Raw genomic sequence first — 26,476 nt, 5'->3', positions numbered from 1 at the left:
TTTTCATTTGGGCTCAGGGTCAGGTTCGGGGGAGGGCGGTGGCGCGGAGGGCAGCGTGCGCATCGCCACCTGTTCGCCGAACGCGATCAGCACCTGCGGATCGTAGGCATGGAACCAGGTGATGCCGCCGAAGCGCCGGCGCACCAGCAGGCGCGGTGCGATCACGCGCTCGAGCATGCGGATGTGCACCAGCTTGAGCTGCGCCACGTCCTGCGCGCTCACGCGCTTGTTCCACAGCCAGGTCTGCGTCAGCACGTCGCCTTCGAGGCGGGTGCGGCTGTAGACGATCCAGTAGCCGACCCAGATCACGCACAGGCCCGCCACGCCGAAGACGAACAGGCTGGTGGCCGACCAGCTGGTGGTGCGCAGCGAGGGCAGGCTCCACAGCGCGAAAGCGAAGAGATCGACCACCAGCACCACTGCCAGCGTGCGCAGCAGCGGCGGGAAGGCGGCGCTTTCGAGCGGGCCGCCTTCTGTCGTCGCGGGGTGGTCGTTCGGGGCGTCGCCGGGGCGGGCGTCGCTCACGGCTTGGAAGCTTCGCCCGCCGCCGGGGCCGCCGGCGCCGGCGTTTCCTCGGGCGTCTTCTGGTTGCCGAACGGGTCTTCCATGTTCACGCCGTTGTCGGTGGCGGGCGGCGCGTTCGGGTCGACCGGCATGTCGAGGTTGACCTTGTCGATATCGACGACCTTTTCCTTCTCGAGGAACACGGTCACCGTCTGCGGGAAGAAGATCACGATGGCCACCAGCAGCAGCTGCATCACGACCCAGGGCACGGCGCCCAGGTAGATGTCGCGCGACTCCACCTTCTTGGGCAGCGCCCCGTTCTTGAACAGGGTGTCGGCGATGCCCCGCAAGTAGAACAGCGCAAAGCCGAACGGCGGATGCATGAACGAGGTCTGCATGTTCACGCACAGCAGCACGCCGAACCACACCATGTCGATGCCCAGCTTGTGGGCCACGGGGCCCAGCAGCGGCAGGATGATGAAGGCGATCTCGAAGAAGTCGAGGAAGAACGCCAGGAAGAACACGAAGATGTTGACCGCGATCAGGAAGCCGATCTGGCCGCCCGGCAGGCCCGAGAGCATGTGCTCGATCCACTTGGCGCCGTCCACGCCCTGGAACACCAGCGAGAACACGCGCGAGCCGATCAGGATGAACACCACCATCGCCGTGAGGCGCATGGTGCCTTCCATCGCGTCCTTCATCAGCGCCCAGTTCAGGCGCCGGTGAATGAGCGCCAGCACCAGCGCGCCCACCGCGCCCATGGCGCCGGCCTCGGTCGGCGTGGCGATGGCCTTGTCCATGAAGGGCAGGCCGCCCATCGAACCGAGCACCGCGAAGATCAGGATGGCCGAGGGGATGATGCCGCGCAGGCACTTGCCCCACAGCGCCCAGCCGTGCAGCGTGCGCGCCGTGGCGGGCAGGCCGGGCACGTAGTGCGGGCGGATGCGCGAGACCAGGAAGGTGTAGATCGCGAAGATCACCACCTGCAGGATCGACGGGCCCCAGGCGCCCTTGTACATCTGGCCGACGTCGGTGCCGAGCTGGTCGGCCATGACGATCAGCACCAGCGAGGGCGGCACCAGCTGCGTGATGGTTCCCGAGGCGGCGAGCACGCCGGTCGAGTAGCGCATGTTGTAGCCGTAGCGCATCATGACCGGCAGCGAGATCATCGCCATCGCGATCACCTGGCCGGCCACCGTGCCGGTGATGGCGCCGAGGATGAAGCCCACGATGATCACCGAGTAGCCCAGGCCGCCGCGGATCGGGCCGAAGAGCTGGCCCATCGAGTCGAGCATGTCCTCGGCGAGCCCGCATTTCTCCAACACCGCTCCCATGAGCGTGAAGAACGGAATGGCCAGCAGCGTCTCGTTCGACAAAATGCCGAACACGTTGAGCGGCAGGTTGGCCATGAAGCCGGCCGGGAACCAGCCCATCTCGATGGCGAAGAAGCCGCAGATCAGGCCAAGGGCCGAGAGCGAAAACGCGACCGGAAACCCGATCAGCATGATCACCACGAGCCCCGCGAACATGATCGGGGCAAAATTTTCCATGTGCATGATGTCTACGTGTCCTGCGGTGCGGGAAAGGTCGGGGCGGTCTGGCGAAGCGCGACGAACGCCATCACTGCACCGGCTTCTCGTAGTGCGTGTTCATCTCGATCAGTCCGCGCAGGTAGGCGATGCGCTTGATGATCTCGGCGACACCTTGCAGGAACATCGTGCAGAAACCCACGGGCATCAGCAGCGCGGCGGGCCAGCGGATCAGCCCGCCGATGTTGCCCGACATCTCGCCCGACACCCAGGTGTTCCAGAAGAACGGCCAGGTGAGGTAGGTCATGAGGCCCATCACCGGCAGCAGGAAGAAGGTCAGGCCGAACAGGTCGACATACACCGGCCCGTGGCCCTTGAGCTTGCCGTAGAGGATGTCCACGCGCACGTGCTCGTTGTAGCGCAGCACCACCGGCGCACCGAGCATCACGGTGGCGGCGAACAGATACCACTGGATCTCGAGGAAGGCGTTGTTGCTGAAGTCGAAGCCGTACCGGACGAAGGCGTTGGCGGCCGAGATGAGCGACGCGGCCAGAACCGCATAGCCGGCAAATTTGCCGAATTTTTCGCTGACCCAGTCCATGACGGCCGCGAATTTGAGGAATACAGACAAGGGGTGTCTCCCGCGAAGCCCAAGGTGAAGCGCCGGCCCCTGGTGGGGGCTGCGCGCAAAGCCCGCAATGGTATCTCGGTGAACCTTAGTATTGCCTTGACACAAACTCGGGTTTACCCGGAATCCGCGTCGGCAGAGGGCCTGTCGGGCGGTCGCCATAATGGCCCATGTCTTCGAGCCCGCCGCCTTCGACGCCCTTCGGTGCGGCGAGCCCGCCCCTGTCGATCGACTCGCCCGACATGCGCCGCGCCGGCCGCGACCTGCTCTCGCTGGCCCTCATCGACGCCCGTAACCACACGCTGCACCTGCTGTCCCTGTTCGAACAGGCGCTGGGCGAAAGCATGCGCGTGCCGCAGCAGCCTGCCGTGCTGCCGCCGGTCTGGCTGGCCGGCCACATCGGCTGGTTCGCCGAATGGTGGATCGGGCGCAACACCCAGCGCGCCTTCGGCATCGACTGCCCCGTGCGCCCCACGCGGCTGGCCGCCATCGACCCCGACGCCGACGACTGGTGGAACCCGGCCCAGGGTGCGGCCGAGCGCTGCTGGTCGCCCGACCTGCCCGGCCTGGGCCAGACCAAGGCCTACCTGCTCGAAACCCTCGAAAGCACGCTCGAGCTGCTAGAGAACGCCGCCGAGACCGATGCCGGCCTGTACTTCTACCGGCTCGCGCTCTTCCATGAAGACCTGCGCGGCGAACAGCTCGTGGTGCTGGCGCAGACGCTGGGCCTGCCGCTGAACATCGAGCAGCCGCCCACCGCCGTCACGCGCGAGCCGCTGCTGCTGCCGGCCACGCGCTGGGAGCTTGGCCTGCCCGAGCACAGCGGCTTCCTGTTTGCGCAAGAGGGCGCGGCGCACCGCGTCGACGTGCCCGAGTTCGAGATCGACGCCCAGCCCGTCACCTGGGACCAGTACATCGAGTTCGTCGACGACGGCGGCTACGACCGCGAGGAGCTGTGGCACGGCGACGGCTGGCGCTGGCTCGCCGCGCAGACCGAAGGCCGGCGCGGGCCGCGCCATGTGGAGCAGATCGGCGTGGCCCGCAACGGCACCGGCGGCTCGGTGTTGCAGCAGCGTTTCGGTGTCACCGTGCGCGCGGCCGGGCACCACAGCGCCGTGCACCTGAGCTGGTGGGAGGCCGACGCCTGGGCGCGCTGGGCTGGCCGCCGCATCGCGACCGAGGTCGAATGGGAAATCGCGGCCCACACGGCCGCGCGGCGGGGCTTCCGCTGGGCCGACGTGCACGAGTGGACCGCGGGCACGCTGCAGCCCTGGCCGGGCTTCCGGGCCGATCCGTGGAGCGCCGGCGGCGAGTTCGATCCGGTGGCCGCCTTCGGCCGCGCGCGCGTGCTGCGCGGCGCCTCGTTCGCGACGCGTGCGCGCCTGCGCTCGCCACGTCGCCGTGGCTTTGCGTTGCCTGATAGCGACGACGGTTTCTTCGGTTTCCGCACCTGCGCGCTGTAGCCGTCTTCAGGGCCGCTCGCCGCCGGCTTCCGACGACAGCGGCGGCGCCACTTCCTCCAGCGGCTTGCGTTCCGCATCGGCCGCGTAGCGCAACGCCAGCAGTCCCGCGACGATGACCAGCACGGCGCCGATCAGATAGCCCACCATCACCGCACCGCGGCTGCCGGTCTCGATCAGCATCCCGAACAGCACCGGCGCCGCGAAGCCGCCCGCGCCCATGCCGATGGCGTAGAAGATCGCGATGGCCATGGCGCGCATCTCCAGCGGGAACACCTCGCTCACCGTCAGGTAGGCCGAGCTGGCCGCCGCCGAGGCCAGGAAGAACACCGCCGACCAGCACAGCGCCTGGCTGCGCGCGTCGAGCCAGCCCTGCATGAAGGCCCAGCCCGTGAGCGCCAGGCCCACGCCGGCCAGCACATAGGTCAGCGCAATCATCCTGCGCCGGCCCACGCTGTCGAACAGCGGGCCCAGCAGCAGCGGCCCGAGCACATTGCCCAGCGCGAACGGAAAGATGTACAGCGCCACGCGGCCTTCGGCCACGCCGTAGAAGCGCGTGAGCACCAGCGCGTAGGTGAAGAAGATCGCGTTGTAGAAAAAGGCCTGCGACACCATGAGCGCCGTCGCCACCACGCTGCGCGCCGGGTAGCGCCGCAGCAGCACGCGCGCCACTTCGCGCATCGGCGGGCTGTTGGGGCGCGCGGCGGTGTACATCACGTGGCCGCGCGCGGCGGGCAGCGGGCCGTGCTGCATTTCGACTTCGCGCTCGATGCCCGCGACGATACGCTCGGCTTCATCCGCGCGCCCGTGCGCGATGAGCCAGCGCGGACTCTCGGGCACGTGCCGACGCACCAGCAGGATCGCCACCGCCAGCACCGCGCCCAGCGCGAAGCCCGCGCGCCAGCCCCACACGGGGCCGATCACGCGCGCATCGAGCAGCACCAGGCTCAGCGCCGCGCCGAGCGCCGCACCGATCCAGAAGCTGCCGTTGATCGCGAGGTTGACGCGCCCGCGCACGCGCGCCGGAATGAGCTCGTCGATGGCCGAGTTGATGGCCGCGTACTCGCCGCCGATGCCCAGCCCGGTGACGAAGCGGCACAGCGCGAAGAAGGCGAAGTGGGGGGAGAAGGCCGTGGCCAGCGTGCCCAGCGTGTAGACCACGAGCGTGAGCAGGAAGAGCTTCTTGCGCCCGAGCCGGTCGGTGAGCCGGCCGAAGATCAGCGCGCCGATCACCGCGCCCGCGATGTAGATCGAGCCCGACCAGCCGATCTCTGCGGCCGTGAGCCCGAGCGTGTCGGGCCGCTCCAGCACCGCGCCGATGGAGCCCACCAGCGTGACCTCGAGGCCGTCGAGGATCCAGGCCACGCCCAGCGCGATCACCACGCGCCAGTGCCAGCGCGACCACGGCAGGCGGTCCAGGCGGGCAGGGATGTCGCTGCGCAGAACCGTCATGCGGGGCATTATGCGAAGCGCATCACCCCGGCGTTGTAGGACCGGCGCTGCAATGCGCCGGTCTGCGCAGAGCTTCTTCAGGCCGCGACGGCCGCCGTCACCTGCCGGATGCCCATGGCTTTTAGCGTGTCGGCAATGGCCGCCACCGCGCCCGGAATGCCTGCGTCGCCGAAGTGCCCCATGCAGCCCACGCGGAAGGTCTCGACCTGCGTCAGCTTGCCGGGGTAGAGGATGTAGCCGCGCTTCTTCACCTCTTGATAGAAGGTCTTGAAGTCGTAGTTGGCATCGTCGGGCGCATGGAAGGTGACGATGATCGGCGCCTGGATGGCCGGGTCGAGAAAAGGCCGGAAGCCCAGCGTGGCGAGGCCGTCGACCAGCGCCTTGCAGTTGCGCGTGTAGCGCCCGCCGCGCGCGGGCAGGCCGCCTTCCTCGATGTACTGCGCGATGGCGGTGTCGAGCGCGGCCACCACGTGCGTGGGCGGCGTGAAGCGCCACTGCGTGGTCTTCTCCATGTAGACCCACTGGTCGTACAGGTCCATGCTCAGCGAGTGGCAGTTGCCTTCGCATTTTTCCAGCGTGTTGCGCTTGATGACCACGAAGCCCATGCCCGGCACGCCTTCGAGGCACTTGCCCGAGGCCGCGACCACGGCGTCGAAGGGCGTCTTGCGTGCATCGATCTCCAGCGCGCCGAAGGAGCTCATGGCATCGATGATCAGGCCGCGCCCATGCTTGGCGACGACCAGCGCGATCTCGTGCAGCGGATTGAGCACGCCCGCGCCGGTTTCGCAGTGCACCACGGCGACGTGGGTGATGGACGGGTCGGCCGCGAGCGCGCGGTCGACGTCGGCGGGCGAAACCTGCTTCTCTTCGGTGTAGTCGATGGTGGTGAGCTTGCGGCCGAGCACCTTGCAGATCTTGGCCAGGCGCTGGCAGTAGGCGCCGTTGCTCGGCACCAGCACATGGCCGTTGCGCGGCACGATGGTGCCGATGGCCGCTTCGACCGAGAAGGTGCCGCTGCCTTGCAGGGGCACGCATTCGTGCGTGCCCGTGCCGTGCACGATGTTCAGCACCTCCTTGCGGATGCGCGCCGTGATCTGGTTGAAGTCGGCGTCCCATGACCCCCAGTCGCGCAGCATCGCTTGGCGGGTGCGGTCCGAGGTGGTCAGGGGGCCGGGCGTGAGCAGGATGGGGTGGGCGGCTTGACTCATGGTGTCTCCAGGCAGGGAAAGGAAATGAGGGGCGAGAGGGAAGGGGTTCGTTCAGCCGCGGCCGAGGTTGCGCCAGGCCTGCGTGCGTGCGAGCAGCACGCGCGTGAGCAGCGCGTAGGCGATGCACACCAGCGTCGAGGTGACGACGATCAGGCTGGCCAGCGCGGCGGCCGGGCCGATGTCGCCGGCGTCGTCCAGGTGCATGATCGCGACCGACGCGAGGATGGTCTCCGGCGTGTACAGGAAGATGGCGCACGAGAGGCTGGCCATCGACACCACGAAGAAGTAGCGCCCGATGTCCAGGATGGCCGGCAGGCACACCGGCACCGTCACGCGCAGGAAGGTCTTGAAAAACGGCACTTTGAGCGAGGCCGACACGGCCTCGAACTCGTTGTCGATCTGCTTGAGCGCCGTCACCGCCGTGAGGTGGCTCGAGGTGTAGTAGTGCACCACCATCGAGATGACCAGGATCGCCATCGTCTGGTACAGGAAGTTCAGCGGGTTGGACGGATGGTTGAAGAACATCACGTAGCCCAGGCCCAGCACCAGGCCCGGCACCGCCATCGACAGCACCGCCATCAGGTGCATGCCCTTGCGCATGAGGCCCAGGTTGCGCGTCTTCTCGATCAGGTAGGCGCCCACGAACACGATGAGCGAGCCCGCCACCGCGGTGACCATGGCCACGAGCAGGCTGTTGCCGTAGGCGGCGGCCATGTCGCTTTCCACCAGCACGAAGTGGTAGTGCTTGAGCGTGAACGACAGGTCGTAGGGCCACAGCGAGATCGCCGAGGTGTAGATCGCCATGCCGATGGTCGCCAGCAGCAGGCTGCAGACCACGGTGCAGAACAGCGTGAGCAGCGCATCGGCCACCTTGCGGGGCTTGGGCGTGTAGGGCACCGAGCGCGCCGTGAGCTGCGCCTTCAGCTTGCGCCGCACCACGTAGTCGATCACGAAGGAAATGATCGACGGAACGAGCAGCAGCATGCCCACCACCGCGCCGATGGAGAAGTTGTGCTGGCCCACCACCTGCTTGAACACGTCGACCGACAGCACGTTGAAGTTGCCGCCGATGACCTTGGGCGCGCCGAAGTCGCTCACCACGTAGGTGAAGACCACGGTGGCCGCGCTGATCAGGCCGTACTTGCACGAGGGCAGGGTGATCGTCATGAACTGACGCAGGGGCCGTGTGCGCAGGGCGGTGGCCGCCTCGTACAGCCGGCCGTCGGCCAGCGACAGTGCGGTGACCAGGATCATCAGCGCGTGCGGGAAGGTGTTGTAGACCTCGGCCAGGATGATCCCGGGCGCGCCGTAGATCGAGGCGCCGCCCAGCAGGAACTTGAGCGCGCCCTGGTTGCCGAACCACTGCACGAACGAAATGGCCGACAGCAGCGAGGGCGCGAGCAGCGGAATGAGCGCGATGAGCCGGAACACCGCCTTCAGCGGCGCCGGCATGCGGCTGCGCGTGAGCGCGTAGGCGAACACGAAGGCCGTGGGCACCGAGATCATCACCACCGCAGCCGACACCCAGATCGAATTCCACGCCGCGCGCAGCAGGCTCGGCGTCTGGAAGTAGGTGATGAAGTGGGCCAGGCCGACGAAGCGGCCGTTCTTGTCCTGCACCGCGTGGGCCAGGATGGTCAGCAGCGGCGCGATGAGGAACACGAACAGCATCGCCATCACCACGAACAGGATGGCGCGCGCGATGGTCTCGTCGCGGCTCCAGCGAAGGGCAGGGCGCGCGGTGAATGCCGGGCGGGGGTGTGCCAGCGTGTTCATGGCTTCGACGTGCGCGCGGCAAAGGCGCGGATGCGGTTGGCGCGCAAGGCGATGTCGATGATGTTGCCTTCGCGGATGTCCAGGTCGTGCAGCTGGTTCAGCGAGAAGTGCAGGCCCAGCGTCTGGCCGTGCAGCGCGTCGGCCGTCACTTCGGCAATGCACAGGCCGCCCAGGAACTCGACCTTCGTGACCTTGGCCTGCAGGCGGTTCGGCGTGTCCTCGCGCAGGTGCTCCACCGCGCGGTCTTCGGGCCGCAGGTACAGGTTGACCGCGTCGCCGGGCTCGAAGGCGCCGTCGCAGGCGTCGCACTGCAGCTCCATGTCGCCGACCTGGAAGCGCTGGTTGCCCAGCGCCATCGCGCGCAGCACGTTGACCTTGCCCACGAAGTCGGCCACGAAGGGCGTGGCCGGCTGTTCGTAGATTTCCATCGGCGTGCCGACCTGCTCGATCACGCCGTGGTTCATCACCACGATGCGGTCGGCCATCGACAGCGCTTCTTCCTGGTCGTGCGTGACCATGATGGTCGTGATGCCGACCTGCTTCTGCAGCCGGCGGATCTCGCCGCGCAGGCGGATGCGCTCCAGCGCGTCGAGCGCCGACAGCGGCTCGTCCAGCAGCAACAGGCCGGGCCGCGTGGCCAGCGCGCGGGCCAGGGCCACGCGCTGTTGCTGGCCGCCCGAGAGCTGGCTCGGGTACTTGGCGCCCGAGGTCGGCAGGCCGACCAGCTTCAGCAGCTCGTCGACACGCGACTTGATCTCGCCCCGCTTCGCGCGGCTGTTGACGAGGCCGTAGCCCACGTTCTCGGCGATCGACAGGTTGGGAAAGAGCGCGTACGACTGGAACACGATGCCGTAGTCGCGCTTGTCCGGCGATAGCCACGAGACGTCCTTGCCGTTCTGCAGGATCTGCCCGGCGGTCTGTGTCTCCAGGCCCGCGATGATGCGCAGCAGCGTGGTCTTGCCGCAGCCCGAGGGGCCGAGAAAGCACAGCATCTCGCCCGGGTTCACGCGCAGGTGCACGTCGCGCAGCGCGCTGAAGGTCTCGAAGTCCTTGCGAACGCCGACGATCTCGAGGGCCGCGGGCGGGGCCGAGGTGGGAGTCAACTGGCTGGCGATGAAGCGGGTGTCGGTCATGTCCATTTTTCGCACTCGTCGTTGGAGGGCGTCACCAGCTGCGGCGGCACCCTTGAATTGAAAACCGGGGGATGCCGTCGGGCTTATTTGGGCTCAGCCTTGCCTTCGTAGCGCTTGCTCCATTCAGCGAGGATGCGTTCGCGGTTTTTCGCAGCCCAGTTCAGGTCGTTCTTGGCCAGCAGCTTCTCGTAGTTGTCCGGAATGCCTTCCAGCTTGGAGACCACGCCTGGGTAGGCCACCACGGCCCACCAGCGCGCGCTGATCTGGTTGGCCTCCTTGCTCGCCATCCAGTCGGCAAAGCGCTTGCCCTGCGCCAGCTTCGTGCTGGTCTTCATGAGGCTGGTGGCCTCGATGTCCCAGCCCAGGCCTTCCTTGGGGAAGATCAGGTCGACCGGCGCGCCCGACTTCTTCACCTGGTGCGCGCGGAACTCGAACGAGATGCCGATGGGGAACTCGCCCGCGCCCGCCTGCTTGCAGGGCTTGGAGCCCGAGTGCACGTACTGCGCGATGTTCTGGTGCAGCGCGTCCATGTACTTCCAGCCTTCGGCGTCGCCCATGTTCTGCAGCCAGTACGACACGTCGAGGTAGCCCGTGCCGCTGGAGGCGGGGTGCGGCATCGAGATCGTGCCCTTGTAGACGGGCTTGGTCAGGTCCTTCCAGCTCTCGGGCTTGGGCAGGCCGAGCTTTTTGGCCTCGACCGTGTTGAAGCAGATGGTGGCGGCCCACACGTCCATGCCGACCCAGGCGGGCGGGCGCGCGGCGTCGGAGTACGCGGGGTTCAGCTCCTTGAAGCCCTTGGGCTCATAAGGAAGCAGCATGCCTTCCTGCTGCAGCAGCGCCAGGCTGCTGGCGGCCAGGCCGGCCACCACGTCGGCCTGCGGGTTGGCTTTTTCGGCCAGCAGCTTGGCGGTGACGATGCCGGTGGAGTCGCGCACCCACTTCACCTCGATGTCGGGGTTGGCCTTCTCGAACGCGTCCTTGTAGAGCTTCATGGCGTCGGTCTCGAGCGCCGTGTAGACCAGGAGCGGCGTCTTTTGCGCCCACGCACTGCCGGACACGAGGCCGAGGGCCGCAACACACAGGGCGGCCGTGAGACGGCGCGTGCTTTGTTTCATCGTCATCTGTTTCTCCTGAAAGGCTGGCTGTCACTGAAGAAGGGTGAGGGCTGGCGCCGGCGCGAGGGTGGGCAACGCCATCCGGTGTTTGCAATGTAGGTTGCTGATTGATGACTGTCAATAAAAAATTGTTGACAGTTGACGATCCTTCGGGAAAATACGCCCCATGGTCACCAGCAATCACTCCGCCGCCCTCGCGTTCCTCCAGTCCAGCTCGCTGCCGATGCTGATGCAGGAGGAAATCGAGCGTTTGATCATGACGGGCGAGCTCCCCGTGGGCAGCCGCATCAACGAGAGCGAGCTCTCGCAGCGCTTCAACACCAGCCGCGGCCCGATCCGCGAGGCGTTGCGCGCACTGGAAGAGGCGGGCCTCGTGCGCAACGAGAAGAACCGCGGTGTCTTCGTGCGCGAGATCGCGTTCGAGGAGGCCGACGAGATCTACGAACTGCGCGAGGCGCTGGAAGAAATCATCGGCCGGCGCGTGGCCCTGGCCATCCAGCCCGACGCGGTGGAGCGCCTGCGCGCCATGGTCGACGCGATGCGCTCGGCGGCCCAGGCGCAGGACGTGGAGCAGTACGCGCAGCTCAACCTGCAGTTCCACGAGATCCTGCTCGACACGGCCGGCAGCAAGAAGCTCACCGAAACCTACAAGCGGCTCGTCAAGGAGCTGCACCTTTTCAGAATGCGCGCGCTCGACAGCGGCGGCGGCCTGCGGGTCTCGGCCGACGAGCACAGCCACATCGTCGACGCCATCGCCAGCGGCAACCCCGACACGGCAGGGCGCGCACTGCGCGAACACGTGGCCGGCAGCCGCGCGCGCATGCACAAGGCCTTCGGCCGCATCGACGGCGATGCGGCCACTTCCAGCAACACCACCGCTACCCCGAACCACCCACCCCAAAAGGAAGTCTGAAATGACACCGGAGACACTTGAAGTCAATGCCAGGAGCTATCGCTGGATGGCGCGTCCGATCGTGGTCGTGTGCGTGGACGGCTGCGAGCCGGCCTACCTCGACGCGGCCATCGAAGCCGGCGTGGCGCCGTACATCGCCCGCATGCGCAAGGACGGTGCCGACCTGCTCGCCGATTGCGTCGTGCCCTCGTTCACCAACCCCAACAACCTGTCGATCGTGACCGGCGCGCCGCCGGCCGTGCACGGCATCTGCGGCAACTACTTCTTCGACCGCGAGCTGGGCCAGGAAGTGATGATGAACGACCCCAAGTACCTGCGCGCCGGCACCGTGCTCGCGGCCTTTGCCGACGCGGGCGCCAAGCTCGCGGTGGTCACGGCCAAGGACAAGCTGCGCAAGCTGCTGGGCCACAAGATGAAGGGCATCTGCTTCTCGTCCGAGAAGTCGGACCAGGTGACGATGGAAGAGAACGGCATCGACAACGTGCTCGACATGGTCGGCATGCCGGTGCCTTCGGTCTACAGCGCCGAACTCTCGGAGTTCGTGTTCGCCGCCGGCGTGAAGCTGATGGAGTCGCAGCGCCCCGACCTGATGTACCTGTCGACCACCGACTACGTGCAGCACAAGGCCGCGCCGGGAAGCCCCGCCGCGAATGCCTTCTACCAAATGATGGATGGGTACCTCGCGCAGCTCGACGCGCTGGGCGCGACCATCGTGCTCACGGCCGACCACGGCATGAACGACAAGCATGGCGCGGACGGCTCGCCGAACGTGATCTACCTGCAGGACGTGCTCGACGGCTGGTACGGCGCTGAAAAGGCCCGCGTGATCCTGCCGATCACCGACCCCTACGTGGTGCACCACGGTGCGCTCGGTTCCTTCGCCACCGTGTACGCACCGGACGAAGCCAGCGTGCCGGGCTGGATCGAACGCATCAAGGGCATCCCGGGCATGGAGCTCGTGCTCTCGCGCGCCGAAGCCGCCAAGCGCTTCGAGCTGCCGCCGGACCGCATCGGCGACATCGTGGTGGTGAGCGAGCAGAGCACCGTCATCGGCACCGCCGCCAGCCGCCACGACCTGTCGGCGCTCGAAGTGCCGCTGCGCTCGCACGGTGGTGTGTCGGAGCAGAAGGTGCCCTTGATCTGCAACCGCCCGGTCGAAGGCATCGCCCCCGGCCGCCGGCTGCGCAACTTCGATGCGCTCGACCTCGCCCTGAACCACGCACGCTGACACCGCACGGAGCAAGCACTCATGAGCCAAGCCATCCTGAAGCCAGGCACCGTCCACCGCGAAGCCCTGCGCATCGCGGGCGAGAAAGTCCACCGCGACCGCACCATCGAGGTCACCTACCCGTACACCGGCGAAGTGATCGCCACCGTGCCCAAGGCCACGCTGGACGACGTGCGCAACGCCCTGCGCATCGCCCGCGACTACAAGCCCACGCTCACGCGCTACGAGCGCTACAAGATCCTCATGCGCGCCGGCGAGATCATCGCCTCGCGCCTGGACGAGATGTCGCGCACCATCACGCTCGAGTCGGGCCTGTCGCGCAAGGACTCGCTGTACGAAGTGGGCCGCGCCTCCGACGTGCTGCTGTTCGCCGCCAACCAGGCGCTGGTGGACGACGGCCAGGTGTTCTCCTGCGACCTCACGCACCACGGCAAGAGCCGCAAGGTCTACACGATGCGCGAGCCGCTCCTGGGCGCCATCACCGCCATCACGCCGTTCAACCACCCGCTGAACCAGGTGATCCACAAGGTGGCGCCGGCCATTGCGACCAACAACCGCATCGTGCTCAAACCCAGCGAGAAGACGCCGCTCACGGCCTTCCTGCTGGCCGACATCCTGTACGAAGCCGGCCTGCCGCCGCAGATGCTGTCGGTGCTCACGGGTGACCCGAAGGAGATCGCCGACGAGCTGCTGACCAATGCCGACGTCGACCTCGTCACCTTTACGGGTGGCGTGCCCATCGGCAAGTACATCGCGGGCAAGGCCACCTACAAGCGCCAGATTTTGGAGCTGGGTGGCAATGACCCGATCATCGTGATGGAAGACGCGGACATCGAGGAGGCGGCGACGCTGGCTGCCAATGGTTCTTACAAGAACTCGGGGCAGCGCTGCACGGCGGTGAAGCGCATGCTGGTGCACGAGGCCGTGGCTGATCGTTTCGTCGAGCTGCTGGTCGAGAAGACCCGCGCACTGAAATACGGCGACCCGATGGACCCCGACACCGACATGGGCACCGTGATCGATGAAGCAGCGGCCAAGCAATTCGAAGCGGTCGTGAACGAAGCCATCGCCGCCGGCGCCAAGCTCCTGTACGGCAACGAACGCCGCGGTGCGCTGTACTCGCCCACCGTGCTCGACCACGTCGACCCCGAGATGACCGTCGCCAAGCACGAGACCTTCGGCCCCGTGTCGCCGGTCATCCGCTTCAAGAACATCGACGAGGCGATCCGCATCTCCAACGGCACGGCCTACGGCCTGTCGTCCTCGATCTGCACCAACCGGCTGGACTACATCACGCGCTTCATCCGCGAGCTGAACGTGGGCAGCGTCAACGTGCGCGAGGTGCCGGGCTACCGCCTGGAGCTCACGCCCTTCGGCGGCATCAAGGACTCGGGCCTGGGCTACAAGGAAGGCGTGCTCGAAGCGATGAAAAGCTTCACCAACACCAAGACCTACTCGCTGCCCTGGTAACCATGAGCCTCAGCATCCCCGACATCGTCGGCCTCTTCGAGACCAAGGGCCATGCGCAGTACGACGGCGAGCCGGTCACGCAGCTGGAGCACGCGCTGCAGTCCGCGCACCTGGCCGAGCAGGAGGGCGCGGACAGTGCGCTGATCGCCGCCGCCCTGCTGCACGACCTGGGCCACCTGCTGCACGACTTCGGTGGCACGCCGACGCAGCAGGGGCTGGACGACCTGCACCAGTACCGCTGCCTGCCGTTCCTGCGCGCGCTGTTCGGTCCGGCCACGCTGGAGCCGATCCGGCTGCATGTGGACGCCAAGCGATTCCTGTGCGCGCGCGTGCCCGGCTACCTGGAGGCGCTGTCGCCCGACTCGAAGCGCAGCCTGCAACTGCAGGGCGGCGTCTTCGACGAGGCGCAGGCCAACGCCTTCGAGACGCTGCCGTATGCAATGGACGCAGTGCGCCTGCGGCAGTGGGACGACACGGCCAAGCTGGCCGATGCCGACATGCCTGGCCTCGCGCACTTCGTGCGCCACCTCGAGATCAGTTCCGCCGAACACCGGCAAGCCCTCACCACCGCTTAAGGCACACGGATGCGCCCCTTCTGGATCGAACAAGCGCTCTTCAACGACGGCGATCTGGCACCGGCGCTGCAAGGTGAAACCAGCGCCGACGTCTGCATCGTCGGCGGCGGCTTCACCGGCCTGTGGACGGCCATCCAGGCCAAGCTGCAGGCGCCCGCGCTCGACATCGTCATTCTCGAAAGCGACCTGTGCGGCGCCGGTGCGAGCGGGCGCAACGGCGGTTGCCTGCTCACCTGGTCGGCCAAGTTCCTGACCCTGCGGCGGCTGTTCGGCGAAGACGAGGCGGTGCGTCTCGTGAAGGCGTCGGAAGCGGCGGTGGGGCACATCGCCGACTTCTGCGCGGCGCACGGCATCGACGCCGAGCTGCGGCGCGACGGCACGCTCTACACCGCGACCTCGCAGGCGCAGATCGGCACGCTCGATCCGATGATGCAGGCGCTGGAGGCGCGCGGCATCCACTCGTACCACGCGCTGCCACCCGACGAGGTGGCGCGGCGCTCGGGCTCGGCGCGCAACCTGGCCGGCGTGTACTCGCCGATCGCCGCCACCGTGCACCCGGGCAAGCTGGTGCGCGGGCTGCGGCGCGTGGCGCTGGCCATGGGCATCCGCATCCACGAGCGCACGCCGATGCTCGACTTCAGCACCGACCAGCCCGTGCTGGTGCACACGCCCACCGGGCGCGTGCGTGCGAAGAAACTGGTGCTCGCGATGAATGCGTGGATGGCCAGCCGCTTCCCGCAGTTCGAGCGGACCATCGCCATCGTGTCGAGCGACATGATCATCACCGAGCGCTGCCCGGAGCTGCTGCATCAGATCGGCCTGACCGACGGCGTGTCGGTGCTCGACTCGCGCACCTTCGTGTACTACTACCGCAGCACGGTCGACGGCCGCATCATGCTGGGCAAGGGCGGCAACACCTTCGCGTGGGGTGGTCGCATGGCCAAGGTGTTCGACGAGCGCTCGCCGTACGAGGGCGAGCTCACGCAGGCCCTGCATTCGTTCTTCCCGGCATTGAGCAATACGCCGATCACCGCCAGCTGGAACGGCCCGTCCGACCGCTCGGTGACGGGCTTTCCGTTCTTCGGCAGGCTCGACGGCGCGCCGCACATCTACTACGGCTTCGGCTACTCGGGCAATGGGGTGGGGCCGACCTACATGGGTGGGCAGATCCTGTCGTCGCTGGTGCTCGACCAGGACAACGCATGGACGCGCAGCCCGATCACGAACGGGCCGCTGGGCTACTTTCCGCCGGAGCCGATGCGCTATGTGGGCTCGATCGTCGTGCGCAACGCGATCCGCCGCAAGGAACGCGCTGAGGATGAGGACCGCCAGCCATGGCTGGTGGACCGCATGCTCAGCAAGCTCGCGAACGCCGCAGGCAAGGCTGATAAGGCCTGACCTGCGGAGACCGCATCAACGGTTCGAGGGGAACGAGAACATCGTGCCCTCGCGCACGCCGGCCGAGGGCCAGCGCTGCGTGACGGTCTTGCGCTTGGTGTAGAAGCGCACGGCGTCGGGGCCGTAGGCGTGCAGGTCGCCGAACAGCGAACGCTTCCAGCCGCCGAACGAGTGGTAGGCCACGGGCACCGGCAGCGGCACGTTGATGCCGACCATGCCGACCTGGATGTTGTCGCTGAACCAGCGCGCGGCCTCGCCGTCGCGCGTGAAGATGCAGGTGCCGTTGCCGTACTCGTGCGCGTCGATCAGGTCCATCGCCTCCTGCAGCGTCTTCACGCGCACCACGCCGAGCACCGGGCCGAAGATTTCTTCCTGGTAGATCGTCATGCCGGGCTTGACGTGGTCGAACAGGCAGGCGCCCAGGTAGTAGCCGCCTTCGTGGCCTTCGACCTGGATGCCGCGGCCGTCGACCACCAGCTTGGCGCCGGCGGCCACGCCCGCGTCGACGAAGGCCTTGACCTTCTCGAAGTGCGGCTGGGTGACCAGCGGGCCCATGTCGTTGCCGTTGTCGGTGCCGGGGCCGACCTTCATCTTGGCGATCTCGACCTTCAGGCCTTCGACCACCGCGTCGGCCGTGGCGTCGCCCACGGCCACCACCAGCGGGATCGCCATGCAGCGCTCGCCGCACGAGCCGTAGGCCGCGCCCATGAGCGCGCTCACGGCGTTGCCGATGTCGGCATCAGGCATCACCACCGCGTGGTTCTTGGCGCCGCCGAGTGCCTGCACGCGCTTGCCGTGGGCCGTGCCCGTGGTGTAGATGTATTCGGCGATGGGCGTGGAGCCCACGAAGCTCACGGCCTTCACGCGGCGGTCCATCAGCAGCGTGTCGACCGCTTCCTTGTCGCCGTTGACCACGTTCAGCACGCCCGGCGGCAGGCCGGCCTGAAGCGCGAGTTCGGCCATGAACAGCGTGGAGGAGGGCGTGCGCTCCGAGGGCTTGAGCACGAAGGTGTTGCCGCAGGCCACGGCCATCGGCCACATCCACAGCGGCACCATGACCGGGAAGTTGAACGGCGTGATGCCGGCCGCCACGCCCATCGCCTGGAACTCGCTCCACGAGTCGATCGACGGGCCGACGTTCTTGCTGTGCTCGCCCTTGAGCAGCTCGGGCACGTAGCTGGCGTACTCGACGTTCTCGATGCCGCGCTGCAGCTCGCCGTGCGCGTCGGCCAGCACCTTGCCGTGTTCGGCGGTGATCAGCGCGGCGATGGTGTCGGCGTTTTCTTCGAGCAGCGTCTTCAGGCGGCTCATCACGCGGGCGCGCTTGAGCGGCGGCGTGTTGCGCCAGGCCGGGAAGGCGGCCTGCGCCGAAGCGATGGCCTGCTCGACCGTGAGCTTGTCGGCGAGCGCGACGCTCTTGGCCGACAGGCCGGTGGCGGGGTCGAACACCGGCTGCACGCGGCTGCCGCCGCCGACGTGCTTGCCGTCGATGAAGTGGCCGATGGTGGCGGTGACGTTCTTGTCGTGTTGCATGTGTGGATGTCTCGAAAGGGGATCAGTTGGTTTCGGCGAGGGCGTCGGCGAGGGCGTTGACCATGCGGTCGATCTCGGCCTTCTCGGCGATGAAGGGCGGTGCGAGCTGGATCGTGTCGCCGCCGTAGCGCACGTAGAAGCCCTTCTTCCAGCAGTTCATCGCGATCTCGTAGGGACGGCGTGCGGGCTCGCCCGGCAGCGCGGCGATGGTGATGCCGGCGGCGAGGCCGTAGTTGCGGATGTCGGCCACGTGCTTGCTGCCCTTCAGGCTGTGCACGGCGTTCTCGAAGTGCGGGGCCAGCGTCTGCACGCGGCCGATCATGTCTTCCTTCTGCAGCACGTCGAGCGCGGCGATGCCGGCGGCGCAGGCCACGGGGTGCGCGCCGTAGGTGTAGCCGTGCGGGAACTCGAGCATGTACTCGGGGCCGCCGGCGGCCATGAAGGTGTCGTAGATGTCCTTGCTGGCCACCACGGCGCCCAGCGGCTGCGCGCCGTTGGTGACCTGCTTGGCGATGTTCATGATGTCGGGCGTGACGCCGAAGGCATCGGCGCCCGTGAGCGCGCCGCAGCGGCCGAACCCGGTGATCACTTCGTCAAAAATCAGCAGGATGTTGTGCGCCGTGCAGATGTCGCGCAGGCGCTTCAGGTAGCCCTTGGGCGGAATCACCACGCCGGCTGAACCCGCGAAGGGCTCCACGATCACGGCCGCGATGGTCGAGGCGTCGTGCAGCGCAATGAGGTCGAGCAGGCGGTCGGCCAGCTCGGCGCCGCTTTCGGGCATGCCGCGCGAGAAGGCATTGCTGGCCAGCTGCGTGTGCGGCAGGTGGTCGGCCTCGACGCCCTGGCCGAACAGCTTGCGGTTGGCCGCGATGCCGCCCACCGAGATGCCGCCGTAGTTCACGCCGTGGTAGCCCTTCTCGCGGCCGATCAGGCGCGTCTTGCCGGCCTGGCCCTTGGTGCGCCAGTAGGCGCGCGCCATCTTCAGCGAGGTGTCGGCGGCTTCGGAGCCCGAGCCGGTGAAGAACACGTAGTCCAGGCCGGCGGGCGTCAGTTCCTTGATCTTGTTGGCCAGTTCGAACGAGAGCGGGTGGCCGAACTGGAAGGCGGGCGAGTAGTCGAGCTTGGCGATCTGGCGGCTCACCGCCTCGGTGATCTCGGGGCGGCCATGGCCCAGGCCCGAGCACCACAGGCCCGACAGGCCGTCGAAGATCTTGCGGCCGTCGTTGTCGGTGAAGTAGGCGCCCTTGGCCTCCACGATGATCCGCGGATCGGCCTTGAAGTTGCGGTTGCCGGTGTAGGGCATCCAGTGCGCCTCGAGCCAGGCGGCGTCGGTGCGCGCGGTGGGCGTGGGTTCGATAGCGGGTGTGGCGAGGGTCATGGCGCATCCCGCGCAAGGCGGGCTCCGAGGGGTGAAGGGATGCGCCGATTGTTCGCAGACCCTTCAGTGTGGAGAATGGCGCAATATCAATGTTCACTTGACGATTCATGCAAGTAAAGGCCAAGGCCTCGCCCGCCGACGAAACCGCTGCCCAGGGCACCCGCAACCGCGCCGTGCTGGGGCAGCTCAGCGACATGGACCTGCGCCTGCTCAAGGTGTTCAAGAGCGTGGTCGACTGCGGCGGCATGGCGGCGGCCGAACTGGAGCTGAACATAGGCACCTCGACCGTGAGCCGCCACGTGAAAGACCTGGAAACGCGCCTGGGCCTCGTGCTGTGCCGGCGCGGCCGGGCGGGCTTTGCGCTCACGGCCGAGGGCCAGCGCGTGTACGACGAGACGCTGCGGCTGCTGGCCTCGGTCGACGCCTTTCGCGGCAGCATCGACGACATCCACAACCGCATGGGCGGCCAGCTCGACGTGGCGCTGTTCGACAAGACCGCGACCAACCCGAAGGCGCGCATCGGCGAGGCCATTGCCCGCTTCACCGAGATCGCGCCCGAGGTGAATCTGGCGGTGCACGTGGGCTCCATCAACGCCATCGAGCAGGGCGTGCTGGAGGGCAACTTCCAGATCGGCATCATCCCGGCGCACCGCAGCTCGAAGAGCCTGGTGTATGCCGACCTGTTCGACGAGACCATGCTGCTGTACTGCGGCCAGGGGCATCCGCTGTTCGACAGCCCGCACGGCAAGCTCACGTGGTCGAAGCTGGGCGAGCACCATTTCGCGGGGCTGGGGTATCACTCGCCGAACATGGAGCTGAGCCACCGGGCGAGGCTGTCGCGCAAGGCGACGGGGTTCGACCAGGAGGCGATTGCGACGCTGATCCTGTCGGGGCGCTTCCTGGGCTTCTTGCCCGACCACTACGCGCAGGTGTTCGAGCAGCGCGGGCTGATGAAGGCGGTGCTGCCGGCGCGCTTCAACTATGCGTGCCGGTTCGTGAGCCTGCTGCGGCGGTCGCCGAAGCCTTCGCGGGCGGTGCTGGCGTTTCAGGCGTGCCTGGAGCAGGCGCATGGCGGTGCGAAGATCTGAAGGCACTGAAACCACCCCAAATGACCGAAACACCACTGCGTATTCGACCTGCACTTGCGTCGGAACACCGGGCACTCGAAGACTTGCAGCGGCGCGCATCGCTCGCGAACCCTGGCGATCGCGAGGCGATTCAGTCCGACCCGGACGCCATCGAACTGCCTCTGGCCCAGATCGTCGATGGCCGGGTGTTCGTGGCAGAGATCCATGGCGTGACGGCGGGATTCGCTGTCGTGCTGCCCAACGATGACGGCAGCGCCGAACTCGATGGATTGTTCGTCGAGCCCGAGGCATGGCGTCGCGGCATCGGCAAGGCATTGGTCGCGCACTGTGTCGAGCTTTCCCGGCGCCAGGGTGCGTCGGCACTCCACGTCACCGGCAATCCGCACGCCGGGTCGTTCTACTTGCGCTGTGGGTTCGAGGCGAACGGCACCGTCGCCGTGCGCTTCGGCAGCGCCGAGCGGTTCCGCAAGGTCTTCTAGACCTTTGTGGTGCTATCGCTGCCCGCTGGGCAGCAACAAATGCTTAGCGCCAATGTGCGCTTCCATCTCATGCATGTGGTGCTCCGCATCCACCATGTGCTCCACCATCAGCCGCCGCACCTCGTCCGCATCTTCCTTGCGGTAGGCCGCCAGCAGCTGCGTGTGATAGTCCACGTTGGTCTCGCCGAAGTGGTGGTGGTCCAGCGCCTTCTTGTAGACGACGAGGTCGCGCAGCAGGTCGTTGAGAAAGCGGCACATGAAGGACAGCACCGGGTTGGGGCAGGCCTCGGCCAGCATCGTGTGAAAGGCCAGCTCGGCCTCGCGCTGCGTACGCAATTCGTCTTCGTTGGTCGGCTCGACGGTGCACAGGCGCACGTTGTCTTCGAGCCGCGCGAACTGCTCGGGCGTGAGCCGCCCGACCACGCTCACGGCCAGCTCGGGCTCCAGCGCCTTGCGCAGCTGGTAGATGTGGTGGCCGTCCAGGTGGTGAAAGTGCAGGAAGTTGCGCAGCGGCTCCGACGCGTGGTCGACCGACACCTGTTGCAGGTACGCGCCGCCGCCGGGGCCGGTGCGGATCGAGATCAGCCCGCGCACCTCGAGTGCCTTCAGCGCCTCGCGCACCGTGCTCTTCGAATAGCCGAAGAGCTCGATCAGTTCCTTCTCGTTCGGTAGCCGGTCGCCGGGCTGCTTGCGCTCGGCAACGATCCATCGCTTGACGTCTTCGACGATGACGTCCGAGAGCTTTTGCCGCTTCGGAGGGTTGTGCCCCACTCTCATCAAAACGCTCCATCCATGCACATCGGGAGATGCGCGGGATGCGCAACAGCGCGCGATCTTAACGGCGTCATCGGCAGGGTCGGGTTGGGTTTGGGCACGGGGCTTGCTAACGGGTTTTTACCAACATATTAATCCTATTTATCCGCTTAAATTGCCGGCGATCGCAGGCACTGTGTTTTCTTCCCCACTTTCCACCCACCACGACCGGAGAACCCCATGCAACGCAGACAACTTCTTCAGCTCGCCGCCCTGTCGGCCGCCCCGGCCTCGCTCCTGATGAGCCGCTCGGCCATCGCCCAGGCCACCGACGTGATCCGCTTCGGTGCACCGGTGCCCATGTCGGGTGCCTTCGCGGCCAACGGCAAGTTCGCCGACCTGGGCACCAAGCTGGCGATCGAGCAGTACGGCAAGGTGCTGAACCGGCCGCTGGCCTACACGCTGCTGGACACCGAAGGCAAGCCGGCCACCGCCGTGCGCAAGGTGCAGGAGGCCTCGCAGCAGCAGGGCGCGAAATTCTTCGCTGGCGGCATCCTGTCGTCGGAAGCACTGGCCATGGGCAAGGAGGCCGAGAAGGCCGGCGGCCTGTTCATCACCACCGCAGGCGCCGACGAGATCACGGGCAAGGACTGCAACCCCGCCACCTTCCGCTGGTCGGTGCCCACCTTCGGTGCGATCGAGCAGACGGTGCGCCCGCTGATCGCGTCGATGCCCAAGGCCAAGCGCTGGTACACGATCACGCCGCAGTACGTGTTCGGCGACGGCCTGCTGAGCGCGGCCAAGACCATCTTCCAGGAGAAGGGCATTGAGCACGTGGGCAACAGCTACCACTCGCTCAACGACAAGGAGTTCAGCGGCTACCTCACCAACGCGATGGCCGCCAAGCCCGACGTGCTGCTGCTGCTGAACTTCGGCGCGCAGTCGTCGGCCGCGCTGCGCCAGGCGGTGAGCTTCGGCATGCACAAGAACATGACGATCCTCATGGCCTGGGCCTCGGGCCTGGAGCAGTTCGACGAGCTGGGCGCCGACCTGTGCGACGGCGTCTACTTCGGTGCGCAGTACTGGCACACGGTCGACACGCCGCTCAACAAGGACCTCGTGAAGCGCACCGCCGACAAGCTGAAGATCGTGCCCAACTACAGCCTGGCCGGCTCGTACATCTGCACCAAGATCCTCATCGACGGCATCGTGAAAGCCGGCACGGTCGACCAGAAGGCCGTGATCGCCGCGCTCGAAGGCATGAAGTTCGACGGCCTCACGGGCGTGGAAGAAATCCGCAAGGCCGACCACCAGGTGATCAAGGACTACTACCTGCTCAAGGGCAAGGCGAAGTCGAAGATGGCCAACCCGGCCGACTACGTGGACGTCGTCAGTTCCGGCAAGTCGTTCCTGCCGATCGACAAGACCGGCTGCAAGCTGGCCTGACGCCGCCCGGCTTCGCGCCGCGCCCGCGCCGTTTTTGGGCGCGGGCAGGGCGCGTGCCGCCTGCACGTTTGCCACCCCCACGACACCTATGTCCGTCTACCTGCTCCAGACCATCAACGGAATCGGCATCGGCATGCTGTATTTCCTGCTGGCCGTTGGCTTGTCCATCGTGTTCGGCCTGCTGCGCTTCGTGAACTTCGCGCACGGCGCTTTCTACCTGCTGGGCGCCTACCTGTGCTTCCAGGCCATGCAGTGGGGGCTCAATTTCTGGGCCGCGCTCGTGCTGGTGCCGCTGTTCGTCGGCGCGCTCGGCTGGCTGGCCGAAAAGCTGCTGCTGCGCCGCGTCTACGCCAAGCCGCACGAGTTCCACATCCTCGTGACCGTGGGCCTGGCGCTCGCGGTGCAGGAGATCGTCATCGTGTTCTGGGGCCCGCTGGGCAACAGCGTGCCCACGCCCGACCTGCTGCAGGGCGTGGTGATGTGGGGCAGCTTCATCTACCCGAAGTACCGGCTCTTCGTGATCGGTTTCACCGCCGTGCTCGCGGTGGGGCTGTGGTGGGTGCTCGAAGGCACGCGCCTGGGCAGCGCGGTGCGTGCGGGCAGCGAATCGACCGAGATGGTCTCGCTGCTGGGCATCAACGTGTTCCGCGTGTTCAGCCTGGTGTTCGCGCTCGGCGCGGCCACGGCGGCGCTGGCCGGTGTGCTGGCCGCGCCCATCCGCGGGGCCGAGCCCTTCATGGGCGTCGAGGCGCTGGGCGTGGCCTTCGTGGTCGTGGTGATCGGCGGGCTCGGCAGCTTCAGCGGGGCGCTGGTCGGCGGCGTGCTGATCGGCATCGTGCAAAGCCTCATGAGCACTATCTGGCCGCCGGGGGCGAGCCTGATGATCTACATCGCGATGGGCGCCGTGCTGCTGCTGCGCCCGCATGGCCTGCTCGGCCGCAGAGGATGAACGCGCCATGCCAAAGAAATACACCTTCCTGCTGGCGCTGATCGTCGCACTCGCGCTGCCGCTGTTCATGCGCTCGGGCTCGCTCGCGAGCGAAGTGCTCATCTACGCGCTCGCGGCCCTGGGCTGCAACCTGCTGCTGGGCTACACGGGGCTGCTCTCGTTCGGCCAGGGCATCTTCTTCGGGCTGGGCAGCTACACCATCGCGATCCTGCTCACGCGGCTGCAGCTGCCGATGCCGCTCGCGCTGCTCGCCGCCATCGGCATGGGCGCGCTGGGCGCGGCGGTGGTCGGCTGGGTCGCCATCCGCCAGCGCGGCACCTACTTCGTGATGCTCACGCTGGCCTTCGCGCAGATGTTCTATTTCATCGCCTACACGGCCTCGGGGCTCACGGGCGGCGACAACGGCCTGCTCGACGTGCCGCGCCCGGCCTTCATGGACACGCCGTGGAAGTACTACGCCTTCGTGGCGGTGATCTTCCTGGCCGCGTTCGCGCTGCTGCTCAAGGTGACCGACTCGGTCTTCGGCCGCACGCTGCTCGCCATCCGCGACAACGAGGACCGCGCCGCCGCCGTGGGCTACGACCTGAAGCGCTTCAAGCTGCTGGCCTTCGTGATCTCGGGCGCCGTCACCGGCCTCGCCGGCGGCCTGCACGCCATGATGACCGGCATCGCGCCGCTGTCCAACGCCGAGTACCACACGAGCGAGATGATCCTGGTCATCACCGTGATCGGCGGCACCGGCAACCTCTTTGCCTCGGTGCTGGGCTCGGCCTTCTACGTGCTGCTGGCCGACTGGCTCTCCACGCTGTGGCCGCGCTGGCTGCTGCTGCTGGGCCTGCTGCTGATCGGCGTGAGCATCGGCATGCAACGCGGCCTCTGGGGCCTGGGCGAAAGCGCCTGGCGCCGGGTGTTCCGCAAGACGGCGGCCGAGGCCAAGGCGCCGGCCGTGCAAGGAGAACAGGCATGAGCGACATCCTCATCGAAGCCATCGGCGTCACCAAGCACTACGGCAAGTTCGCCGCGCTCGGCGGGGTCGACCTGAAGATCAGGCGCAACACCGTGCACTCGGTGATCGGGCCCAACGGCGCGGGAAAGACCACGCTCTTTCACATGCTCACGGGCACCGGCACCACCACGGGTGGGCGCATCCTGTTCGACGGCCACGACGTGACGCGCGAGCCCGACCACCAGCGCGTGCAGCGCGGCATGGCGCGCTCGTTCCAGGTCACGAGCCTGTTCCCCAGCCTGTCGGTGCGCGAGAACCTGCGCGTGGCGGCGCAGGGCGTTGCGCCGCGCCAGGCCATGAACTGCTGGCGCGCCCCCATCGGCGAGCGCGCCTGTGCCGACACGGTGGCCGAGGTGCTCGCGCGCGTCGGCCTCGAGCGACTGGCCGACACACCCGCCAGCGTGCTCTCGCACGGCCAGCAGCGCCGCCTCGAAGTGGGCATGGCGCTGGCTGCGAAGCCCAAGGCCATCTTCCTGGACGAGCCGACCTCGGGCATGGGCATCGACGACCTCGACGACATGAAGCATCTCATCCGCGGCCTGCGCGACCGGCACACCGTGGTGCTGATCGAGCACAACATGAACATCGTGATGGACATCTCCGACACCGTGACCGTCATGCAGCTGGGCCGCGTGCTGGCCGAGGGGCTGCCGGGCGACATCCGCTCGGACGCGCGCGTGCGCACCGCGTACCTGGGCAACATGATCACCGGAGGCAAGGCATGAGCAACATCCTCGAAGTCGAAGGCCTGCACGCGCACTACGGCAAGAGCCATGTGCTGCAGGGCGTGTCGCTCACGGTGGGCGAGGCCGAGCTGGTCACGCTGCTGGGGCGCAACGGCGCGGGCAAGTCGACCACGCTCAAGAGCATTGCCGGCGCCGTCACGCCCACGAAAGGGCGCGTGCGCTTCCAGGGCGCGGACATCGCGGGCCAGCCGCCGCACCGCATCGCCACGCGCGGCGTGTGCCTCGTGCCCGAGCACCGCGGCATCTTCAAGCTGCTCACGGTGGAAGAGAACCTGCTGCTCGGCCTGCGGCGCGATTCGCCCTGGCAGCTGGCCGACATCTACCGCATCTTTCCGCGCCTGAAGGAGCGCCGGCGCAACGGCGGCGGGCAGCTCTCGGGCGGCGAGCAGCAGATGCTGGCCATCGGCCGCGCGCTCATGAACCACCCGCGCCTGCTGATCCTGGACGAGCCCGTGGAAGGCCTGGCGCCGGTGATCGTGGAAGAGATCGTCGCGCAGCTCAAGACCATCAAGGCCGCGGGCGTGGCCATCCTGCTGGTCGAGCAGAACCTCGAGGTCTGCGTGCAGCTGGCCGACCGCCACTACATCGTGGAGCAGGGCGTGATCGTGCACGAGGCCGGCAACGCCGCCTTCATGGCCGACTACGACGTGAAAGACAGATACCTCGGCGTCGGTCTCGCCTGAACCGCCCTTCATTCGTCACAAAAATC

The 26,476-nt window shown here is 67.3% G+C and carries 24 protein-coding genes; 13 read left to right on the top strand and 11 right to left on the bottom strand.

What is annotated here, in order from left to right; all coding sequences use genetic code 11:
• Nucleotides 1-3: 3 nt before the first annotated feature.
• The 3 genes from VBO01S_RS00385 to VBO01S_RS00375 all read right to left on the bottom strand — a co-directional run bounded on the left by VBO01S_RS00385 (nucleotide 4) and on the right by VBO01S_RS00375 (nucleotide 2,664).
• On the bottom strand, nucleotides 4-525 hold the full coding sequence (locus tag VBO01S_RS00385; RefSeq protein WP_082817903.1) for a hypothetical protein: 522 nt from the start codon (nucleotides 523-525) through the stop codon (nucleotides 4-6).
• A complete protein-coding gene (locus tag VBO01S_RS00380) occupies nucleotides 522-2,060 on the bottom strand; it encodes a TRAP transporter large permease (protein ID WP_062468805.1) in 1,539 nt (512 codons plus the stop codon). The genes VBO01S_RS00385 and VBO01S_RS00380 overlap by 4 nt, the downstream gene beginning before the upstream one ends.
• A gap of 64 nt (nucleotides 2,061-2,124) precedes the next feature.
• Nucleotides 2,125-2,664 (bottom strand): TRAP transporter small permease subunit, encoded by a 540-nt coding sequence (locus tag VBO01S_RS00375; protein WP_062468802.1) that lies wholly within the window; start codon nucleotides 2,662-2,664, stop codon nucleotides 2,125-2,127.
• Between the two features lie 167 nt (nucleotides 2,665-2,831).
• Between VBO01S_RS00375 and VBO01S_RS00370 the strand changes: the two genes are divergently transcribed.
• Complete coding sequence (locus tag VBO01S_RS00370; protein WP_062468799.1) at nucleotides 2,832-4,124, top strand: SUMF1/EgtB/PvdO family nonheme iron enzyme; 1,293 nt, start codon at nucleotides 2,832-2,834, stop codon at nucleotides 4,122-4,124.
• Between the two features lie 6 nt (nucleotides 4,125-4,130).
• Here VBO01S_RS00370 and VBO01S_RS00365 read toward each other — a convergent pair whose 3' ends face one another.
• The 5 genes from VBO01S_RS00365 to VBO01S_RS00345 form a co-directional block, all read right to left on the bottom strand.
• Nucleotides 4,131-5,573, bottom strand: a complete 1,443-nt coding sequence (locus VBO01S_RS00365; RefSeq protein ID WP_062468796.1) for an MFS transporter — start codon at nucleotides 5,571-5,573, stop codon at nucleotides 4,131-4,133.
• A 77-nt stretch (nucleotides 5,574-5,650) separates the two neighbouring features.
• Nucleotides 5,651-6,781: a 2-aminoethylphosphonate--pyruvate transaminase gene (locus VBO01S_RS00360; protein WP_062468793.1), complete on the bottom strand. Its 1,131-nt coding sequence runs from the start codon at nucleotides 6,779-6,781 to the stop codon at nucleotides 5,651-5,653.
• A 51-nt stretch (nucleotides 6,782-6,832) separates the two neighbouring features.
• On the bottom strand, nucleotides 6,833-8,557 hold the full coding sequence (locus VBO01S_RS00355) for a putative 2-aminoethylphosphonate ABC transporter permease subunit (protein WP_062468790.1): 1,725 nt from the start codon (nucleotides 8,555-8,557) through the stop codon (nucleotides 6,833-6,835).
• The gene (locus VBO01S_RS00350; RefSeq protein WP_062468787.1) at nucleotides 8,554-9,696 is read right to left on the bottom strand and encodes a putative 2-aminoethylphosphonate ABC transporter ATP-binding protein; all 1,143 of its coding nucleotides are present in this window, start codon (nucleotides 9,694-9,696) and stop codon (nucleotides 8,554-8,556) included. The genes VBO01S_RS00355 and VBO01S_RS00350 overlap by 4 nt, the downstream gene beginning before the upstream one ends.
• Before the next feature lie 77 nt (nucleotides 9,697-9,773).
• Nucleotides 9,774-10,811, bottom strand: a complete 1,038-nt coding sequence (locus tag VBO01S_RS00345) for a putative 2-aminoethylphosphonate ABC transporter substrate-binding protein (protein ID WP_062468784.1) — start codon at nucleotides 10,809-10,811, stop codon at nucleotides 9,774-9,776.
• Between the two features lie 160 nt (nucleotides 10,812-10,971).
• Here VBO01S_RS00345 and VBO01S_RS00340 point away from each other — a divergent pair, with 160 nt between their 5' ends.
• From VBO01S_RS00340 to VBO01S_RS00320, 5 genes are read left to right on the top strand one after another with little or no spacing between them, the layout of a single operon-like run.
• A complete protein-coding gene (locus VBO01S_RS00340) occupies nucleotides 10,972-11,718 on the top strand; it encodes a phosphonate utilization associated transcriptional regulator (protein WP_062468781.1) in 747 nt (248 codons plus the stop codon).
• A gap of 1 nt (nucleotide 11,719) precedes the next feature.
• A complete protein-coding gene (gene phnA, locus VBO01S_RS00335; RefSeq protein WP_062468779.1) occupies nucleotides 11,720-12,946 on the top strand; it encodes a phosphonoacetate hydrolase in 1,227 nt (408 codons plus the stop codon).
• A gap of 21 nt (nucleotides 12,947-12,967) precedes the next feature.
• Complete coding sequence (gene phnY / locus VBO01S_RS00330) at nucleotides 12,968-14,416, top strand: phosphonoacetaldehyde dehydrogenase (RefSeq protein WP_062468776.1); 1,449 nt, start codon at nucleotides 12,968-12,970, stop codon at nucleotides 14,414-14,416.
• 2 nt (nucleotides 14,417-14,418) lie between these two features.
• Entirely contained in the window at nucleotides 14,419-14,991 is a 573-nt protein-coding gene (locus tag VBO01S_RS00325) for a phosphonate degradation HD-domain oxygenase (RefSeq protein WP_062468773.1), read from the top strand.
• A 9-nt stretch (nucleotides 14,992-15,000) separates the two neighbouring features.
• Entirely contained in the window at nucleotides 15,001-16,389 is a 1,389-nt protein-coding gene (locus VBO01S_RS00320; protein WP_062468770.1) for an FAD-dependent oxidoreductase, read from the top strand.
• A 15-nt stretch (nucleotides 16,390-16,404) separates the two neighbouring features.
• Here the strand turns inward: VBO01S_RS00320 and VBO01S_RS00315 are convergent, their stop codons facing one another.
• Both VBO01S_RS00315 and aptA read right to left on the bottom strand, forming a co-directional pair.
• Complete coding sequence (locus VBO01S_RS00315) at nucleotides 16,405-17,922, bottom strand: CoA-acylating methylmalonate-semialdehyde dehydrogenase (RefSeq protein ID WP_062468767.1); 1,518 nt, start codon at nucleotides 17,920-17,922, stop codon at nucleotides 16,405-16,407.
• Between the two features lie 22 nt (nucleotides 17,923-17,944).
• Complete coding sequence (gene aptA / locus VBO01S_RS00310) at nucleotides 17,945-19,300, bottom strand: omega-aminotransferase AptA (RefSeq protein ID WP_062468764.1); 1,356 nt, start codon at nucleotides 19,298-19,300, stop codon at nucleotides 17,945-17,947.
• 107 nt (nucleotides 19,301-19,407) lie between these two features.
• Between aptA and VBO01S_RS00305 the strand changes: the two genes are divergently transcribed.
• Both VBO01S_RS00305 and VBO01S_RS00300 read left to right on the top strand, forming a co-directional pair.
• Complete coding sequence (locus VBO01S_RS00305; RefSeq protein ID WP_062468761.1) at nucleotides 19,408-20,388, top strand: LysR family transcriptional regulator; 981 nt, start codon at nucleotides 19,408-19,410, stop codon at nucleotides 20,386-20,388.
• Between the two features lie 20 nt (nucleotides 20,389-20,408).
• Nucleotides 20,409-20,867: a GNAT family N-acetyltransferase gene (locus VBO01S_RS00300; RefSeq protein WP_062468758.1), complete on the top strand. Its 459-nt coding sequence runs from the start codon at nucleotides 20,409-20,411 to the stop codon at nucleotides 20,865-20,867.
• A 12-nt stretch (nucleotides 20,868-20,879) separates the two neighbouring features.
• On the opposite strand, the gene VBO01S_RS00295 is transcribed toward VBO01S_RS00300, so the two are convergent.
• Nucleotides 20,880-21,644, bottom strand: coding sequence for a FadR/GntR family transcriptional regulator (locus VBO01S_RS00295; protein ID WP_062468755.1), 765 nt, complete (start codon nucleotides 21,642-21,644; stop codon nucleotides 20,880-20,882).
• 216 nt (nucleotides 21,645-21,860) lie between these two features.
• Between VBO01S_RS00295 and VBO01S_RS00290 the strand changes: the two genes are divergently transcribed.
• The 5 genes from VBO01S_RS00290 to VBO01S_RS00270 all read left to right on the top strand — a co-directional run bounded on the left by VBO01S_RS00290 (nucleotide 21,861) and on the right by VBO01S_RS00270 (nucleotide 26,450).
• Entirely contained in the window at nucleotides 21,861-23,066 is a 1,206-nt protein-coding gene (locus VBO01S_RS00290) for an ABC transporter substrate-binding protein (RefSeq protein WP_062468752.1), read from the top strand.
• A gap of 88 nt (nucleotides 23,067-23,154) precedes the next feature.
• The gene (locus VBO01S_RS00285) at nucleotides 23,155-24,015 is read left to right on the top strand and encodes a branched-chain amino acid ABC transporter permease (protein ID WP_062468750.1); all 861 of its coding nucleotides are present in this window, start codon (nucleotides 23,155-23,157) and stop codon (nucleotides 24,013-24,015) included.
• 7 nt (nucleotides 24,016-24,022) lie between these two features.
• Entirely contained in the window at nucleotides 24,023-24,982 is a 960-nt protein-coding gene (locus VBO01S_RS00280; protein WP_062468748.1) for a branched-chain amino acid ABC transporter permease, read from the top strand.
• A complete protein-coding gene (locus VBO01S_RS00275) occupies nucleotides 24,979-25,746 on the top strand; it encodes an ABC transporter ATP-binding protein (RefSeq protein ID WP_062468745.1) in 768 nt (255 codons plus the stop codon). The genes VBO01S_RS00280 and VBO01S_RS00275 overlap by 4 nt, the downstream gene beginning before the upstream one ends.
• Nucleotides 25,743-26,450 carry an ABC transporter ATP-binding protein gene (locus VBO01S_RS00270; protein WP_062468742.1) on the top strand — a complete coding sequence of 236 codons (708 nt, stop codon included), beginning with the start codon at nucleotides 25,743-25,745 and terminating at the stop codon, nucleotides 26,448-26,450. Before VBO01S_RS00275 ends, VBO01S_RS00270 begins: the two co-directional genes overlap by 4 nt.
• Nucleotides 26,451-26,476: the final 26 nt, after the last annotated feature.

It is taken from the genome of Variovorax boronicumulans NBRC 103145, from assembly GCF_001591345.1.
In the GTDB taxonomy this organism is placed as follows: domain Bacteria; phylum Pseudomonadota; class Gammaproteobacteria; order Burkholderiales; family Burkholderiaceae_C; genus Variovorax; species Variovorax boronicumulans.
The sequence above is the reverse complement of the archived record's forward strand: the minus strand, read 5'-3'. Positions and strand labels throughout refer to the sequence as shown.

Coding starts and splice junctions, on each gene's coding strand:
- VBO01S_RS00365 (WP_062468796.1), bottom strand. CDS start 5,573: ATGACGGTTCTGCGCAGCGACATCCCTGCCCGCCTGGACCGCCTGCCG.
- VBO01S_RS00280 (WP_062468748.1), top strand. CDS start 24,023: ATGCCAAAGAAATACACCTTCCTGCTGGCGCTGATCGTCGCACTCGCG.
- VBO01S_RS00300 (WP_062468758.1), top strand. CDS start 20,409: ATGACCGAAACACCACTGCGTATTCGACCTGCACTTGCGTCGGAACAC.
- VBO01S_RS00285 (WP_062468750.1), top strand. CDS start 23,155: ATGTCCGTCTACCTGCTCCAGACCATCAACGGAATCGGCATCGGCATG.
- VBO01S_RS00290 (WP_062468752.1), top strand. CDS start 21,861: ATGCAACGCAGACAACTTCTTCAGCTCGCCGCCCTGTCGGCCGCCCCG.
- VBO01S_RS00380 (WP_062468805.1), bottom strand. CDS start 2,060: ATGCACATGGAAAATTTTGCCCCGATCATGTTCGCGGGGCTCGTGGTG.
- phnY (WP_062468776.1), top strand. CDS start 12,968: ATGAGCCAAGCCATCCTGAAGCCAGGCACCGTCCACCGCGAAGCCCTG.
- VBO01S_RS00305 (WP_062468761.1), top strand. CDS start 19,408: ATGCAAGTAAAGGCCAAGGCCTCGCCCGCCGACGAAACCGCTGCCCAG.
- VBO01S_RS00295 (WP_062468755.1), bottom strand. CDS start 21,644: ATGAGAGTGGGGCACAACCCTCCGAAGCGGCAAAAGCTCTCGGACGTC.
- VBO01S_RS00325 (WP_062468773.1), top strand. CDS start 14,419: ATGAGCCTCAGCATCCCCGACATCGTCGGCCTCTTCGAGACCAAGGGC.
- VBO01S_RS00370 (WP_062468799.1), top strand. CDS start 2,832: ATGTCTTCGAGCCCGCCGCCTTCGACGCCCTTCGGTGCGGCGAGCCCG.
- VBO01S_RS00345 (WP_062468784.1), bottom strand. CDS start 10,811: ATGACGATGAAACAAAGCACGCGCCGTCTCACGGCCGCCCTGTGTGTT.
- VBO01S_RS00270 (WP_062468742.1), top strand. CDS start 25,743: ATGAGCAACATCCTCGAAGTCGAAGGCCTGCACGCGCACTACGGCAAG.
- VBO01S_RS00275 (WP_062468745.1), top strand. CDS start 24,979: ATGAGCGACATCCTCATCGAAGCCATCGGCGTCACCAAGCACTACGGC.
- VBO01S_RS00350 (WP_062468787.1), bottom strand. CDS start 9,696: ATGGACATGACCGACACCCGCTTCATCGCCAGCCAGTTGACTCCCACC.
- VBO01S_RS00340 (WP_062468781.1), top strand. CDS start 10,972: ATGGTCACCAGCAATCACTCCGCCGCCCTCGCGTTCCTCCAGTCCAGC.
- VBO01S_RS00360 (WP_062468793.1), bottom strand. CDS start 6,781: ATGAGTCAAGCCGCCCACCCCATCCTGCTCACGCCCGGCCCCCTGACC.
- VBO01S_RS00355 (WP_062468790.1), bottom strand. CDS start 8,557: ATGAACACGCTGGCACACCCCCGCCCGGCATTCACCGCGCGCCCTGCC.
- phnA (WP_062468779.1), top strand. CDS start 11,720: ATGACACCGGAGACACTTGAAGTCAATGCCAGGAGCTATCGCTGGATG.
- VBO01S_RS00320 (WP_062468770.1), top strand. CDS start 15,001: ATGCGCCCCTTCTGGATCGAACAAGCGCTCTTCAACGACGGCGATCTG.
- VBO01S_RS00315 (WP_062468767.1), bottom strand. CDS start 17,922: ATGCAACACGACAAGAACGTCACCGCCACCATCGGCCACTTCATCGAC.
- aptA (WP_062468764.1), bottom strand. CDS start 19,300: ATGACCCTCGCCACACCCGCTATCGAACCCACGCCCACCGCGCGCACC.